Origin of the sequence: Fulvivirga lutimaris (assembly GCF_009711525.1) — a bacterium.
GTDB lineage: Bacteria > Bacteroidota > Bacteroidia > Cytophagales > Cyclobacteriaceae > Fulvivirga > Fulvivirga lutimaris.
Map to the genome: position 1 here is coordinate 1 of NZ_SMLV01000389.1, position 16173 is coordinate 16173.

A 16173-nucleotide genomic window follows, 5' to 3' on the forward strand; every position below is an offset into this window, starting at 1 on the left:
TATTACAGAGTTAGCCAAATATTAAAAAATAAAGTTAGTTCAACTAGTCACATGCATGACCAAATAGTAACTAAGCGGAAAGATAGGATGCTGAAGTGTTTATTTTGAAGATGGGCTTTCTTTAAAAATAATTTTGCCCATGCTTACATCCAGATCGAAGGAGAGAAGATTTTTAGCATCTTCAAAGTATGCTGCGTTCACAAATGTATTGTTGGCTATCTTCTTATATGATTTAGCAATTTCAACTTTACACAACCATGAATCGTTGATTTTTATGATCGCTGGAGTATCCTCCGATGGTAAAACTATAATAAGATTTCCTGCACCAACACTTCCTTGAATATGGCTGCTCATCTCATTTTTATCACTGAAATCTAATAGCAGGTCACCAAAACCAATTTCGGCAATAATATTTTTTGATTTAGAAAGATTTAAGTTTTGAACTTTTACAGAACCAAGATCTACTTTAACATAGAAAGTATCCATAGAAACTGTATTGCTCATGCCTGACAGGTATCCAATATTAACGTCTGCACTTCCTGTATTTATTTTAACCTTGTCAATGGCCAGGCCTGAAAGGTCAATGTCCGCCATTCCTATTCCGTAGCGAAGGTTTAAATCATATGTTTTATCTGGCGAAAGGAACAGCTTCCACAAGTTGCTTTGCTCTTCTTTAGAATTTCCAAAAACGCGATATGATATAGATTTACTTAGGCCTGCAGACTTATCATCTTCAAGTGCCAAGTTAATTTTGCAGGTTTTACCTAAAAGTTCCTTATTGAAAGAGTGCGAATAGCTATCATAATCCTGATTGCCATAAACAGTAAGTATCTCAGAAGTTGGATTTGGTTTTATATAGCAGGAGCCACTGTTTACACTGAAATCAACATCAACCCTCTCTACATCCTTATAGTCTTCTACTGAAAACTGTTTTCTTACTTGGGCAAATGAAAGTGTAGTACTGATGATTCCAACACCCAATAACAAAAATCCTTCTCGCATGACAGTCTTTTACGAGAATACTAGTGTGTGAGTTGCGTAGGTTTTGCTAAAATGGGGTGCAAAAAAGGGGAAATTATTACATCTCCCCTTTAGTGATATTTTATCTTTTAATATTAGAAAAACTCCTTCATCTTTTCGAAAAAGCCTTTTTCATTCTTGCCAGGTTTTGGAGTGAAATTGTCCGATTCACGCATGCTTTCTAGCTTTTCTTTTTCTTCTGCTGACAAGCTTTTAGGTGTCCAAACATTGATGTGAATAAGCTGGTCACCAGTGCCATATCCATTCAAATCTTTAATTCCTTTACCTCTAAGTCTCAAAACCTTACCTGATTGCGTTCCGGCCTCAATTTTGATCCTTGCTTTACTGCTGATTGTTGGAACCTCAACTGTAGTACCTAATGCAGCATCTATAAAACTGATGTAAAGATCATACACTACATTATTCCCTTCTCTTACAAGAATGTCATCTTCTTTCTCTTCTATTAGAATTAAAAGATCTCCTGGAACGCCACCACCTGGTGCTTCATTACCTTTACCAGACATAGAAAGCTGCATGCCTTCGCTAACTCCGGCAGGTATTTTTATTGAGATGATTTCCTCTTTTGGTTCTAGCCCTGAGCTATCAACACCCGAAGGTCTATTGCCTATGATCTGACCTGAACCACCACATGTAGGACATGTAGATGATGATACCATCTGGCCAAGCATAGTATTAACTACTTTTCTAACCTGACCTGTGCCCTGACATGATGAACAAGTGTTGAAAGTAACGCCAGCGGCCTGAACCAGTCGGTTTACTTTTATTTTCTTCTCAACTCCATTGGCAATTTCTTCCAAAGATAGCTTGAGCTTAATACGAAGGTTAGAACCTTTCCTACCTCGTTTTCTACCGCCTCCACCACCGAAGAAGCTGTCAAATGGGCTGCCACCACCTCCGAAGATATCACCAAACTGAGAGAATATGTCGTCCATATTCATATCACCGCCGCTGAAGCCACCGCCTCCGTTCATGCCGGAATGACCAAATCTGTCGTAACGCTGTTTCTTTTCTGGATTACTTAAAATCTCATAGGCTTCTGCAGCTTCTTTAAATTTCTCTTCAGCTTCAGAATCTCCTGGGTTTTTATCGGGGTGAAATTTAATGGCAACTTTTCGATAAGCCTTCTTTATTTCTTCAGCACTTGCCGATTTGTCAACACCTAATATTTCGTAAAAATCTCTTTTTGCCATGTTTAAATTATTTAAGCAACTATTAGTTGCCTATAACAACTTTTGCATATCGAACGACCTTCTCTTTTAGCAAGTAGCCTTTCTCGATTATGTCTACAACTTTTCCTTTTAAATTCTTTTTTGGAGCTGGTATTTGGGTGATCGCTTCGTGAAAGTCTGGATCAAAATCCATTCCTTGTTTACCTTCCATTACCAATAATCCCTTTTGCTCTAATATCTTTCTAAACTTATTGTGAACAAGGTTAACACCATCTTTCACAGCTTTAATATCTGTTTCTTTCTCATCAAATGATTTTTCAGCTCTTTCAAAATCATCCAATACTGGAATAAGGGCTATCATTAGATCCTCTGTAGCAGTTTGTACAAGGTCCAATTTCTCTTTTGCAGTTCTTCTTCTAAAGTTGTCAAACTCAGAGTATAGACGTAAATACTTGTCTTTGTTCTCTGTCAACTCGTCCTGAAGTTTGGTCAACTCGTCAGTTTCTTCTGACTTTTCCTCTTCAGAATCCTCAGACTTATGCTGAACTTCCTGTTGTTCTGTTCCTTCTTCAGCAGCTATTTCCTCAGTATTTTGAGATTCTTGCTCTTCTATGTTCTCTGTTTTCATCTTTTTTGAATAGATCACTAAAATATCTTTGCAAAATTGACAATTACTCTGCCAAAGGTCTTCTTATGTCAAAATGACACACTTATTTAATTAAGAGATTTCCAGATTTGGTCTTTAAGCTCGGCAATGCCTTCTTGAGTGATGGAAGAAATGAAGCAGTAGGGCAGGTCTTCTGGCAGCTCTTTTCTTATCTCTGCTTTCAGCTCCTCATCCAGAAGGTCTGACTTGGAAATGGCTAGAAGTCTATCCTTGTCCAGGAGCTCGGGATTGTATTTAGTTAATTCGCCTAGTAGTATTTGATATTCTTCTTTGATGTCATCAGCATCTGCAGGCACCATGAAAAGCAGCACGGAATTTCTTTCAATATGTCTTAAAAATCGAATTCCTAGCCCTTTACCTTCTGCCGCCCCTTCTATAATCCCGGGAATATCTGCCATTACAAATGATTTATGATCACGGTATGACACAACACCAAGGTTAGGGACCAGTGTAGTAAATGGGTAATCTGCAATTTCTGGTCTAGCAGCAGAAACTGCAGACAGCAAGGTTGATTTCCCAGCATTTGGTAAGCCTACTAAACCAACATCGGCAAGGACCTTTAACTCAAGAATGATCCATTCTTCCTTGCCTTCTTCTCCTGGCTGAGCAAAACGTGGCGTTTGATTGGTGGCAGTTTTAAAATTCTCATTTCCTAGTCCACCTCGACCACCAGGTGTAAGAATTACCTCTTGACCATCTTCAGTTATTTCAAAAAGTTTTTTCTTGGTTTCATCGCTTTTGGCAATGGTGCCCAAAGGCACTTCAAGTATTACATCTTCACCATCGGCACCCGAGCTTCTACTTCCAGAACCTGATTGGCCATTATCTGCAAGAACATGCTTTTTGTATTTTAGATGGAGCAAAGTCCATAGCTGGGCGTTGCCACGTAGTATGATGTGGCCACCGCGCCCTCCGTTGCCACCATCTGGGCCACCTTTCGGTACATGTTTTTCCCTTCTAAAGCTGACAGCTCCACTACCTCCAGCACCAGACCTGGAGCAAAATTTTATATAGTCAATAAAGTTTGATGAAGCCACTTCACTAATTAAAAGTTCTCTATTACAGCGCTAATTTTTTCAAAGATGCTATCAATAGAACCAACGCCATTAATGCCGTTGAATTTCGATTGCTGTTTATAATATTCAGAAACTGGTAAGGTCTCGTCTAAATAAACCTGAATTCTATTATTAATCTTTTCTTCGCTCTGATCATCGACACGACCAGAAATTTTACCTCTTTCAAGAAGTCTTTTCTTCAATTCTTCGAAAGGAACCTCAAGGGCGATCATGCCTGAAATTGGAGTGTCGGTTGCTTTTAATACATTGTCTAAAGCCTCAGCTTGTTTTACTGTTCTCGGGAAACCGTCAAAAATAAAACCCTTAGCGTCAGTTTCGCTTTTTATCTTGTCTTCAACCATTCCTATTACCACTTCATCAGGTACAAGGAATCCATCATCCATAAATTTTTGAGCTTTTTTACCTAGTTCAGTTCCTTCGCTCAAATGTTTTCTAAAAAGATCTCCAGTGGATATATGATTTAATTGATATTTCTCAATCAGTTTTTCACTTTGAGTACCCTTACCCGCTCCGGGAGGGCCAAATAATACAATATTCAGCATGTTAATATTTTTGAAGTCTTAAATATAAGGTAAAAAACCTGACCTAGTCCTTAAGTTGGTAGATATCCTTTGTATTTCTTGCAAGCCCGTCATAGTCAAGGCCATAGCCCACAACAAACTTGTCAGGTATTTCGAAGCCAATGTACTTGAAATTTGCCTCTACATTTTTTGATTTTGGTTTTTTAAGTAGTGTTATTACCTCTACAGAGCTCGCACCCAAAGATTTGAACTCTTCTAATATTTTGGAGATCGTTCTACCCGTATCTATAATATCTTCTATAATGATTACGTCTTTATTAAAAATGTTCTCATTAAGCCCGATAAGCTGCTTAACGTTGCCAGAGCTTTCCATATCTTCATAGCTGGCAACTTTTACGAAAGAAATCTCGCAATCAATCTTTACCTCTTTAAGAATGTCAGCGGCAAACATGAAGGAACCATTTAAGATGGCTATGAAAAGGGGGCGTTTGTCTTTATAATCCGCATTGATTTTTCGAGCAAGGCTTTTCACCTTCTTTTCAATTTCTTCTTTGAGAATAAACTTTTTAAACGCCTTATCTTTAACTACCATAAGCTACACTAACAAAAAATGCCTCTTTTTAAAAGGCCTGCAAATATAGAAATTTCCTTTAAATGCCTTCATTATTATTTACAAACTACAAATTGGCCATTAAATACCGATACAGCTCAATCATACATCGTATGTCATACTTATGCACTTTTTCATCCGGACTGTGCACGTTATCTTCAGGTGCACCAATAAAGCACCAGTCAAAAGGGTAGGGAGATACCTGAAGTTCTCTTCCATCGCTTGATCCACCACCTTCTACTTCTAATTGAAAATCAACACCTGAATCCTTTGCCATTGCTATGATCTTGTTGATATATGATCTTCTAGGGACATTTCTGTCTCGCATAGAAACAACAACGCCCTTGCCCGAATGAACACCATCTGTTACCCAGGTAATGTCAGCAATAAGTGCTTGTCTTATGTTCCACTTTTCATAGATATATTTGGCCAAATAAGGAACCGAGCCACCCCCATGTTCTTCCCAACAACTAAAAACTATTACACCATCCTCCAGTGTTTCTGCAAGCTTAAGCGCTGCATAAACGCCAAGTCTGTTGTCCATATAACAATTCTGAACATAGTCTTTAGTCTCTCTGAAATTAGACTTGAACACCAAGTCAGTGCCTGTGTCAATGGCCCTACCAAATTTGTAAGTCAATTTATGATCTTCATCCACCTCTAATTCGCATTCTATTGGCCCAAGGCTGTCTTCCCCAGTCAGAATATATCCAGTTTCGGCTTGCGGACCACCTATCGGCACTAGCTGATTCTCATATCTAACAGTGAAACCTATAGAATCCATATGTGCAAAAACAGCCGTTCTAGGTTTTCCGAATTTTAGAATAATACAATCCTGAAAATCTTCACCATGAATAACTTGAGGAGTCTGATTCCAGCTCTTCTCATTATTTTTTATATAGTCGAGGATGAACAACTTCATGGCAAATTCATTTCCAGAGGGCGCATGAACAGCACAAAGGTCTTTTAATAGCTTCATAAAGGTCTAATGATCAATGTTTAAACAGAAAAATAATGTGTCAGGTATTAGGAGTAGTTTTATAATAATAATTATATTTCCAATTGAAGAATCTTTTTTTAGAATACTTTAACGTCCGCCTCTCTCAATGATTAACATTTTGAATCATCAGGCTTCTATTGCCAATCATTTCCTGCAAGAAATGAGAGATAAGGATATTCAAAAGGATCGCTCCAAATTTAGACATAATTTAAAAAAGCTGGGTCAGGTAATGGCCTACGAAGTGTCTAAAAGTCTAAATTACAAGAAAGAGACTGTGGAAACACCATTGGCTAAAATGGAAGTAGAGGTGCTGGGTAAGAATCCGGTAATAGTTGCTATACTAAGAGCCTCCATGCCATTTTTTGATGGCTTTATGGATTACTATGATAAAGCCGATGCCGCATTTATTGGAGCATATCGTGAAGAGGGGGATGATATATCTATTAAGCTGGACTATTTGGCAGCTCCCGAATTGGAAGGCCGTACGTTAATAATTGTCGATCCTATGTTGGCCACCGGTAAGTCATTAATTGCTGCATATAATCAACTGATCAGTAAGGGGTTGCCATCTGAAATACATTTTGTTTCTGCTGTTGCTGCACCCGAAGGAATTGAGTATATTGCCGCCCATTTGAAAACAAATTATACCATTTGGGTCGCATCTTTAGATGAAAAATTGAACGAAGACTCATACATCGTACCCGGACTTGGGGATGCTGGTGATTTAAGTTTCGGGGTTAAGAGTTAAAAATTTATGCTTTTAAATATTGTAATGCTTATTGTTGGTTTGTTCGTCCTCATTTTGGGTGGCGATTTCCTTGTAAGAGGGGCATCTAGCATTGCATTGCGTTCTCATATATCACCGCTGGTTGTTGGACTTACAATTGTGGCCTTTGGTACTTCTGCTCCTGAACTTTTAATAAGTATAAAATCTGCTTTAGCTGGAAGTCCTGACATGACCATGGGAAATGTGGTAGGTTCTAACATTTGCAATTTAGCACTGGTGTTGGGTATTACAGCGTTGATTGGCCCCATTAATGTTCAAAGCGATTCCATCAAGATAGACTGGCCTGTGACTATGGGTAGCTCTTTGTTACTGTATTTTGTAGTCAAGGAAACAGAAGCCGTTATTGATTCTTTTGAGGGTATAGTGTTCTTGTTCCTACTTGTAGTGTATACGGTTTATATTATTCGAAAATCAAGAAAGGAAACCAAAGCACTGCGTGCGGCTGAAGAAACGCTTGATGTACCAGAACCTTCTAATAACCTTGCCAAGGATCTGATTTATATTGCTGGGGGCTGTGCAGGGTTGTATTTTGGAGCAGATTGGTTTGTTGGTGGAGCAAAAGAGATGGCCTCTTTCTTAGGAGTTAGTGAACGCGTGATTGGAATAACAGTACTTGCTCTTGGAACTAGTTTGCCAGAATTGGTTACTGCTATAGTGGCTTCAATAAAGAAAGAGACCGATTTAGCCCTTGGAAATCTGATGGGCTCCAATATTTTTAACATCCTTTCAATTTTAGGTATAACAAGTATAATTCAGGATATCCATGTAAGTGAAATAATTGTTCATCAGGATATGACTGTCATGTTAGGAATAACATTGCTCATACTTCCATTAATGTTATATAAACGAAGGATGTCCAGATTTGCTGGTGTAGTTTTGTTGGTGACATATGTCATTTACACCTACACAGTAATTTCTTAGATGCTTGCGGAAATAGCTAAAATAATCTCTATCATACTATTAACCATGCTGAAGTTCATTTTTGGGCCAGTTGGTGGCTATGGTGCTGGTTTCCCATTTTTATTAACCGTAATTATTACTGTGATTGGAATGATGTCAAGTGTTATTCTATTTACCTATTTGGGTACTTATATCAGGGAAAAATGGCTGAGAAAAATTTTCAAGAAAAAGAAAACTTTCACAAAACGGAATAGGCAATTTGTAGCCATTTGGAAAAAGTATGGAATAAAGGGTGTAGCCTTTTTAACACCAATTTTACTAACACCAATAGGAGGGACTCTTTTATTGGCGACTTATCATACTCCTAAAAAGTTAGTATTAACATATATGCTGATTAGTGCTGTTGCTTGGTCATTTATACTAACAGCACTTGTATATTATGCAGGTGATACCATTAAGTCTTTTATTCCTGAGGATACTCCTCATCCGGAAGTATTTCAATATCCTGAATAAGTACTTTTTTTGAAATCTGCTGGCCTGTCTTCGTTGCGGCTAAGCCACCTAAGGCTGTTTCTTTATATCTGCTTTCCATGCTTTGGCCAACCTCGCCCATGGCATCAACACATTCGTCAACTGGGATAACCGCACTAACGTTGGATAAGGCAATTTGAGCAGAAGAATTAGCTATGGCAGCGGCACTGGCATTTCTTACCACGCAGGGTACTTCCACCAAACCAGCAACTGGGTCACATACTAAGCCAAGTGTACATTGAATTGTGATTGCAACTGCATTAAATACCTGGTCAATATCTCCCTCTAAACAGTAGGCTATAGCTCCTGATGCCATAGCCGCAGCACTACCAGTTTCTGCCTGACAGCCACCAACAGCGCCTGCAAGTGAGGCTTTCTGCTCGATAACCAAAGCAATGCCTGCCCCAACTAGTAATCCTTCCAATATTTTTTTGTCTTCAAAACCATGGATCTCCTGAAGTGTATAAAGGCACCCAGGTAATATGCCTGAGGCTCCGGCAGTGGGAGCAGCCACAATTCTACCCATGCATGAGTTAACTTCCTTAGCAGCAAGTGCACGAGATATAAGGTTCTGAAATTCTTTAGAAAGGACGGTCAACTTGTTTTGGTAGACCTTTTTTGCACCATTATTGATCATTCCTGATCGGGATGTCATTTCTTCTTTAAGACCTGTATCTACGGCTTCTTTCATCACATCGTAGGCACGGCTTAGCCCTTCCCAAACTTCGGTTTCAGACCTGCCTTTCTGATCTTTTTCGTATTCTAAAACTGGTTCAAATAGTTTTACTTTATTGTTTTCACAATAAGATTTCCACCCAGAAAAGTCGTTAAAAAGAAAGCTCATAATGATAATTTTTATCAAAGTTAGTCATATAAACTACTTCATCGCAATCGAATGAAATATTATAAAAATAGCTCTGTGGCCTTTTTGATAAGTACCAAAGTAATAACGGCTAAGAAAATGAAAGAGATGGTTCTTGCAGAAAAACGCTCACCTACTTTCATGCCTAATGGTGAAGCTATTATTACCCCTGCTGATAAGGGAATAGCAATGGGTGCTAAAATAAATCCAAAATGAACATGATGAATACGAACCTCCGGTTGATTGTATAAATTGATAATTGTCAGAATAAAAGCCGTTGTAAAAATGGTGCCGTAACTAATGGATTTGGCTTTCTTTATATCAATTTTCATCCAAAGATTAAGCATCGGTATTATTAAAGAGCCACCGCCAAGACCTGTTAGTGCTGCTACTGCACCTGCGCTAAGTCCTGTTAAGGTCAACTTAAGATTACTCACCTGTTCTTTAAAGATTCTGTTTTTTCTGAGTTTATTAAGGGTTCGGTAAATAATGTAAACCAGAAGAAGGCAGATAATGATATTGTAGGTCTTTTTTGAATAGCTAGAATTGATAACTACAATTTGTAATAATACAGAAGAAGTAATGGCAGCGCTTATGGCCAGTATGATGGTCTCCTTTTTATAGAATTGATCTTGCAGCAATAATCTAAGATTATTTGCAAAGGCTGAACACATAGTTGCAAAAATGGTGTTGGCTATTGTAAACCTTACTATTTCTGATTCTGGTATTCCAATGCTATGAAGCGCAATAGGAATAATCGCTATCATAATGAATCCTGTACCAATTCCGGTGATGCCCGCTATAAAGCCTCCAAATAACCCAGCAAGAAAAAGTAAAGATCTACACAGCATAGGCATAAAAAAAGCTGCCCGAGAGCAGCTTTCTATTTTTTATCCATTCATTGAAATGAGAAACTCTTCGTTGTTTCGGGTTCCTTTCATTTTCGATAGCAGGAATTCCATGGCTTCATTAGAATTCATATCTGACATGAATTTACGCAGGATCCATACGCGTTGAAGTTCTTCTTCAGACATCAACAAGTCTTCTCGTCTTGTGCCAGAAGCAGGAACATCGATAGCAGGGTAAACTCGTTTGTTAGAAAGTTTTCTATCCAGCTGAAGTTCCATATTACCAGTTCCTTTAAATTCTTCGAAGATAACTTCGTCCATTTTAGAACCAGTTTCAATAAGAGCAGTAGCTATGATTGTTAAAGAACCACCGTTCTCTACATTTCTTGCAGCACCAAAGAATCTCTTAGGCTTGTGAAGTGCATTAGCATCAACACCACCAGAAAGTATTTTACCTGATGAAGGAACAACAGTGTTATAAGCTCTGGCTAACCTTGTGATAGAGTCAAGAAGTATTACTACATCATGACCACACTCTACCATTCTTTTAGCTTTTTCAAGCACCATGCTTGATACTTTAACGTGACGCTCAGCTTGCTCATCAAAAGTAGAAGCAATTACTTCTGCCTTTACGCTTCTAGCCATGTCAGTCACCTCTTCCGGACGCTCATCAATCAATAATATGATCAGGTAGCATTCAGGATGATTTTCTGCAATTGCATTCGCTACGTTTTTAAGAAGTACTGTTTTACCAGTTTTTGGCTGTGCTACAATCATACCTCTTTGTCCTTTTCCAATTGGAGAGAACAGGTCTAATATTCTTGTAGAATAGTTATCAGCTTTTGAACTTAGGTTTAGTTTTTCTTCAGGAAATAAAGGAGTTAAATATTCAAAAGGAACACGGTCTCTTATCTCTTCAGTGGTCTTGCCATTAACAAAACCAACTCTTAATAGCGCAAAGTATTTCTCACCCTCTTTTGGAGGTCTGATCTGGCCTTGAACAGTATCACCCGTTTTTAATCCAAATAATTTTATTTGTGATGGTGATACATAAATATCATCCGGGCTAGCAAGGTAGTTGTAGTCAGGAGATCTTAAGAAACCATAGCCGTCTTGCATGATTTCAAGTACACCTTCATTTTCTATTACCCCATCAAAGTCTTTGATATTGTTTTCTTTCTTTTTGTGCTCGCGATGATCTTCGCGTTTCGGGCGATCTTCTCTCTTCTCTCTTGGCTCTCTGTTACCCTTTTCTTTGTTGTCGTCTCTCTTTTCGTTTCTAGGTTTTCTCTCCCTATCTTCTTTGCTATCGCCTTCTGCAGATTTTTCTTCCTGCTTTTTCTCTGGCTTGCCACCTTTTTTATCGTCAAATGAGGCCGCTGTTTTATCTATTTCTAGATTAAAAGACTCAAGTAGCTCATCAGCGCTTAGATCTTTAGCATCTTTCTCTGTTGGTTTTTTCTTCGCTACATTTTCTCTTCTTGGGGGCTTACTTTTAGCTTTTGGCGCAGGCTTTTCTTCTTTCTCTGGAGCTTTTTTCTTAGGGAGGTCGTTTTCTGGTAAGATAGCTTGTTGGTCAAGTATTTTGTAGATAAGCTCTTCTTTGGAAAGTTTTTTGAAATTCTTCAGGCTCATCTCCTCCGCTATCTCTTTCAATTCAGATAAAAGCCTGACATTTAATTCTTCAATGGTATACATAAAATCTTAAGTGTGATTTTGGAATGGTTTGTTATTTAAAATAATATCAACGTATAGGGTGGTTTAGATTCACCTTTAGTGTTCGAGTTGTGCTTGATAAAATAATGCTGGTTGTGGGCTTTTAATAATCAGAAATGACTTATAAAGCCTAATCATTCATTTATGGTATTGCAATAATAGATTAACCATATACAATCGCCAAATTTTTAATTGCAAATAATTATTCTTAGTTACTATTTCTACTTCATTTACCTCAAAAATGCATTATTTTGCAGCGATTTTAATAAAAAGCTATGCTGGAACTTAATCGAATAAGGAATAACAGGGAAAGTGTTGTAAAAGCACTAGAAAAAAGAAGGTTTGCTGATGCCCAAAATTTGATAGCAAGTATCATCCAACTAGATGATGATAGAAAGACTACTCAGGGTAAAAATGATGAGGTTTTGTCAGAGGCAAACAGCTTGTCCAAAGAGATAGGTGCCTTGATGAAGTCTGGGCAAAAAGACGAGGCCAATAAAATAAAAGATAAGAGTGCTGCTCTTAAAGCTGAGAGTAAAGATTTAAGCGAGAAGCTGTCCACTATTGAGGAAGAGCTTAAGCAGCTATTGTATAAAATACCTAATACACCTAATTCAGACGTGCCTGACGGTGCTACTCCTGATGACAATGCTGTGGTTTATGAACATGGTATATCTCCTAAATTAGGTGCAGGTGCGGTGCCTCATTGGGAGCTGATTAAAAAATATGATATCATCGATTTTGAGCTTGGCAATAAAGTGACTGGCGCTGGTTTTCCTTTTTACAAAGGTAAGGGAGCAAGGCTTCAAAGGGCTATGGTCAATTTCTTTTTAGATGAGGCAGTAAAGATGGGTTATGTAGAGGTACAGCCGCCAATTATGATTAATGAGGACTCTGGCTATGGTACTGGTCAATTACCCGATAAGGATGGTCAGATGTATCATATTACTCAGGAGAATTATTTTCTGATCCCTACTGCTGAAGTTCCTATCACTAATATGTACAGAGATGTAATTGTTGACCCAAGGCAGCTGCCTATAAAGCATGTTGGTTTTACGCCATGTTTTAGGAGAGAGGCAGGCTCATGGGGAGCACATGTGAGAGGGTTGAATAGATTACACCAATTTGACAAGGTAGAGATTGTTCAGGTTCAGCATCCTGATAATTCTTATGATGCTCTTAAAGACATGTGTGCATATGTTCAGGGGTTACTTGAGAAACTAGGTCTACAATATAGGGTTCTGAACCTATGTGGAGGAGATCTGGGCTTTACGGCTGCTCAGACATTTGATATGGAGGTTTATTCTGCCGCTCAGGAAAAATGGCTTGAGGTTAGTTCTGTGAGTAATTTTGAGACCTATCAGGCCAATAGACTCAAATTGAGGTTTAAGGATGAGAATAAAAAGACTCAGCTGTGTCATACTCTAAATGGAAGTGCATTGGCCCTTCCTAGAATTTTAGCAGCTATACTTGAAAACAATCAAACTGAAGAAGGAATAAAAATACCAGAGGTACTGGTACCTTATACAGGTTTTGATATGATCAATTAATCGCAGTCTTAATTTTCAAACCTATTGTAATTACTAATGTAGCTGCTATTGCAATGTAGCCAGCTACCACAATAATAAAAGGGCCATCCAGTTGTGATTGTTTCAAAACGATACCTGAGATGGCCCATATTATTGTTAAAGAATAAGCAAGGTTGACATTTCTTTTGTTCACTAACCACACTAGTATTTGGGTTATTAAAATCAAAACTGCAGTCCAGTATTCAGGGTAGGCAGGGTTAAAGTTCCAATGAACCAACAATGCGGTTATATTAGCAATAGTGGCAACGCAGATCCACCCAAAATATATGCTAAAGGGAGTCTTTGTAAAGAACCTCATCACTTTTGAATCGAAAGTTGTTTTTTGTAATGTTTGCCAGATCTTAATTAGCGTAGTCAAAAGGAGAAGCATTATGATTACAGATAGTTCTTCCAATCTGTAGTGCCATGCCAGAATCCATGAAGCGTTGAGCAGACAGTTTAAGAAAAATAGTATTCCTATTTGTTGGACAGGTTTTTTATCTGCACTTACCCATTGTAGAATAATAAAACCAATCAGTAGTAGGTAGATTAATCCCCAAATCGAAAATGTAATTCCAGTGGGTACAAATAAGTTAGGGTAAAAGTCAGACAGCTCTCCTGTATTATATCCATTTATAGGAAGCGCATTAGCCAGGTAATTTGTGACTAGTACTACTATAAAACCAATTGTGTTTAATATTTTGAATTTCATTATTGGATTAATATCAAGATTTAGCCATCCATCAAATTTCATTTCCTTAACATCTTTTCGATTTGTATGTTTAAGTAAATCAACCAATTAATACCAAAATGAAAAAACTGTTGAGTTATTCAATCATTTCAGCAATGATCCTGTCATGCAATCCGCCCGAGGAAAAGTCCAAAGTTTCAGCATACCCTGAAACGGCCAAAGTTGATACAGTAGATACATATTTTGGAACAGACGTGCCCGACCCTTACAGGTGGCTCGAGGATGACAACTCAGATGCTACTGCCAACTGGGTTACAAGCCAAAATGCTGTGACGCATTCCTATTTAGACAATATCAATTTCAAAGAGAATATTAAGAAAAGGCTTACCGAGCTATATAACTATGAGCGTATTTATGCTCCAAACAAGCATGGTGATTACTATTACTTCTATAAAAATGACGGCCTCCAAAATCAAAATGTACTTTACAGAAAGGCAACATTAGATAGTGAACCTGAGGTTTTCTTAGACCCTAATAATTTTAAAGAGGATGGTACCATTTCTTTAGGAGGGACCAGCTACTCTGAAGATGGTAGCCTGTTTGGCTATCTTATCTCGGAAGGTGGTTCAGACTGGAGAAAAGCGATAATTATAAATACAGATGACAAAACTCAGGTTGACGATACCTTAAGACACATCAAATTTAGTGGATTGTCGTGGAAAGGAAATGAAGGTTTTTATTATACTAAATATGATGAGCCTAAGAAAGGTGAGGAGTTGTCAGGTCTAAACTCGCAAGCCCGTGTTCACTATCATAAGATAGGTACACCACAAAGTGCTGATGAAGTAGTTTTTGCTCCAGAAACTGAAAAGACAGGAGCAGGTGGTTATTTGACAGAGGATGACAGGTACCTAGTGTTAACAACCTTTCAAGGGACTTCCGGAAATCAGCTTTTTGTTAAAGACGTCCAAAATGGTGGTGATTTAATAACGGTTATCGATCATTTTGATAATGATCATAATGTAATAGAAAGTAAAGGCGACAAGCTTTTGGTTTATACTAACCTAGATGCTCCAAATTATAGGGTTGTTGAAGTTGACCCTTCTAACCCTGCACCTGAAAACTGGAAGGATATTATTCCTGAATCTGAGAATGTACTAACTGCGGGAACGGTAGGTGGTTATATTTTTGGCAGTTATTTAGAAGATGCCAAGACCGCTATTAAGCAATTTGACTATGATGGTAAGCTTATTCGTGAAGTGGAATTACCGGGCATAGGAACAGCCTATGGTTTTGGTGGTGAAAAAGAAGATAAAGAGATCTATTACACCTTCACTTCATTTACTTATCCTCCTACTATTTTTAAATATGATATTGAAAGTGGCGAATCTGAATTGTACGAGCAGCCAGAAATTGACTTCAATCCAGATGATTTTGAAACCAAGCAGGTATTCTATGAGAGCAAAGACGGAACTAAGGTTCCTATGTTTATTACCCATAAAAAAGGGGTAGAGTTAAATGGTAAAAATCCAACTTATTTATATGCCTATGGAGGTTTCAATGTTAGCCTTCGTCCAAGTTTTAGTACATCAAGAATAGTATGGTTAGAGAATGGAGGCATTTATGCGCAACCTAATATCCGAGGTGGCGGTGAGTATGGCGAAGAGTGGCATAAAGCTGGTACTAAAATGCAAAAGCAAAATGTCTTTGATGACTTTATTGCTGCTGGTGAATATTTGATAAACAACAAGTACACATCCAGTGAGTATTTAGCTATAGCCGGAGGTTCTAATGGAGGTTTGTTAATTGGAGCCACTATGACACAAAGACCAGATTTAGCAAAGGTTGCTTTCCCGGCAGTAGGGGTTATGGATATGCTGCGTTATCATAAATTTACCATCGGCTGGGCTTGGGCAAGTGATTATGGCACTTCTGAAGATTCTAAAGAAATGTTTGATTACCTGAAGGGTTATTCACCGCTTCATAACTTGAAGGAGGGAACGAATTACCCTGCTACTATGGTAACAACTGCAGATCATGATGACAGGGTAGTTCCGGCCCATTCATTCAAGTTCGCAGCCACATTACAAGAGAAGCAAGCTGGAGATAATCCTGTGCTGATAAGAATTGAGACCGATGCCGGACATGGTGCTGGTACACCAATCTCAAAAGCAATAGAGCAGCAG

Annotated in this window: 16 protein-coding genes; 5 read left to right on the top strand and 11 right to left on the bottom strand. The window is 38.2% G+C overall.

Annotated features, from left to right (window positions below; translation table 11 throughout):
• Positions 1–99: 99 nt before the first annotated feature.
• The 7 genes from E1140_RS12335 to E1140_RS12365 all read right to left on the bottom strand — a co-directional run bounded on the left by E1140_RS12335 (position 100) and on the right by E1140_RS12365 (position 6063).
• Positions 100–1002, bottom strand: coding sequence for a hypothetical protein (locus tag E1140_RS12335; RefSeq protein ID WP_155184014.1), 903 nt, complete (start codon positions 1000–1002; stop codon positions 100–102).
• A gap of 113 nt (positions 1003–1115) precedes the next feature.
• Complete coding sequence (gene dnaJ, locus E1140_RS12340; protein WP_155184017.1) at positions 1116–2231, bottom strand: molecular chaperone DnaJ; 1116 nt, start codon at positions 2229–2231, stop codon at positions 1116–1118.
• A gap of 22 nt (positions 2232–2253) precedes the next feature.
• Complete coding sequence (locus tag E1140_RS12345; protein WP_155184020.1) at positions 2254–2838, bottom strand: nucleotide exchange factor GrpE; 585 nt, start codon at positions 2836–2838, stop codon at positions 2254–2256.
• A gap of 86 nt (positions 2839–2924) precedes the next feature.
• The gene (obgE, locus tag E1140_RS12350) at positions 2925–3914 is read right to left on the bottom strand and encodes a GTPase ObgE (RefSeq protein ID WP_185153557.1); all 990 of its coding nucleotides are present in this window, start codon (positions 3912–3914) and stop codon (positions 2925–2927) included.
• 8 nt (positions 3915–3922) lie between these two features.
• A complete protein-coding gene (locus E1140_RS12355; RefSeq protein ID WP_155184023.1) occupies positions 3923–4495 on the bottom strand; it encodes an adenylate kinase in 573 nt (190 codons plus the stop codon).
• A gap of 43 nt (positions 4496–4538) precedes the next feature.
• Positions 4539–5066 carry a hypoxanthine phosphoribosyltransferase gene (gene hpt / locus E1140_RS12360; RefSeq protein WP_155184029.1) on the bottom strand — a complete coding sequence of 176 codons (528 nt, stop codon included), beginning with the start codon at positions 5064–5066 and terminating at the stop codon, positions 4539–4541.
• An 85-nt stretch (positions 5067–5151) separates the two neighbouring features.
• A complete protein-coding gene (locus E1140_RS12365; protein WP_155184032.1) occupies positions 5152–6063 on the bottom strand; it encodes a M20/M25/M40 family metallo-hydrolase in 912 nt (303 codons plus the stop codon).
• Between the two features lie 127 nt (positions 6064–6190).
• Between E1140_RS12365 and upp the strand changes: the two genes are divergently transcribed.
• From upp to E1140_RS12380, 3 genes are read left to right on the top strand one after another with little or no spacing between them, the layout of a single operon-like run.
• The gene (gene upp, locus E1140_RS12370) at positions 6191–6832 is read left to right on the top strand and encodes a uracil phosphoribosyltransferase (RefSeq protein WP_155184035.1); all 642 of its coding nucleotides are present in this window, start codon (positions 6191–6193) and stop codon (positions 6830–6832) included.
• 6 nt (positions 6833–6838) lie between these two features.
• Positions 6839–7792 carry a calcium/sodium antiporter gene (locus E1140_RS12375; RefSeq protein WP_155184038.1) on the top strand — a complete coding sequence of 318 codons (954 nt, stop codon included), beginning with the start codon at positions 6839–6841 and terminating at the stop codon, positions 7790–7792.
• 45 nt (positions 7793–7837) lie between these two features.
• Positions 7838–8284 (top strand): hypothetical protein, encoded by a 447-nt coding sequence (locus E1140_RS12380; protein WP_185153558.1) that lies wholly within the window; start codon positions 7838–7840, stop codon positions 8282–8284.
• On the opposite strand, the gene sdaAA is transcribed toward E1140_RS12380, so the two are convergent.
• From sdaAA to rho, 3 genes are read right to left on the bottom strand one after another with little or no spacing between them, the layout of a single operon-like run.
• Positions 8235–9146 carry an L-serine ammonia-lyase, iron-sulfur-dependent, subunit alpha gene (gene sdaAA, locus E1140_RS12385; protein WP_155184041.1) on the bottom strand — a complete coding sequence of 304 codons (912 nt, stop codon included), beginning with the start codon at positions 9144–9146 and terminating at the stop codon, positions 8235–8237. The two genes, E1140_RS12380 and sdaAA, sit on opposite strands and share 50 nt — an antisense overlap.
• Before the next feature lie 59 nt (positions 9147–9205).
• Positions 9206–10015 (bottom strand): sulfite exporter TauE/SafE family protein, encoded by an 810-nt coding sequence (locus tag E1140_RS12390; RefSeq protein WP_185153559.1) that lies wholly within the window; start codon positions 10013–10015, stop codon positions 9206–9208.
• 39 nt (positions 10016–10054) lie between these two features.
• Positions 10055–11710, bottom strand: a complete 1656-nt coding sequence (gene rho, locus E1140_RS12395) for a transcription termination factor Rho (protein WP_155184047.1) — start codon at positions 11708–11710, stop codon at positions 10055–10057.
• 293 nt (positions 11711–12003) lie between these two features.
• Here rho and serS point away from each other — a divergent pair, with 293 nt between their 5' ends.
• Entirely contained in the window at positions 12004–13278 is a 1275-nt protein-coding gene (gene serS / locus E1140_RS12400; RefSeq protein WP_155184050.1) for a serine--tRNA ligase, read from the top strand.
• Here the strand turns inward: serS and E1140_RS12405 are convergent.
• Positions 13271–14050, bottom strand: a complete 780-nt coding sequence (locus tag E1140_RS12405) for a tryptophan-rich sensory protein (protein ID WP_155184053.1) — start codon at positions 14048–14050, stop codon at positions 13271–13273. The genes serS and E1140_RS12405 overlap by 8 nt on opposite strands.
• 56 nt (positions 14051–14106) lie before the next feature.
• Between E1140_RS12405 and E1140_RS12410 the strand changes: the two genes are divergently transcribed.
• A partial coding sequence (locus E1140_RS12410) for a prolyl oligopeptidase family serine peptidase (RefSeq protein ID WP_155184085.1) occupies positions 14107–16173 on the top strand: 2067 nt, incomplete at its 3' end.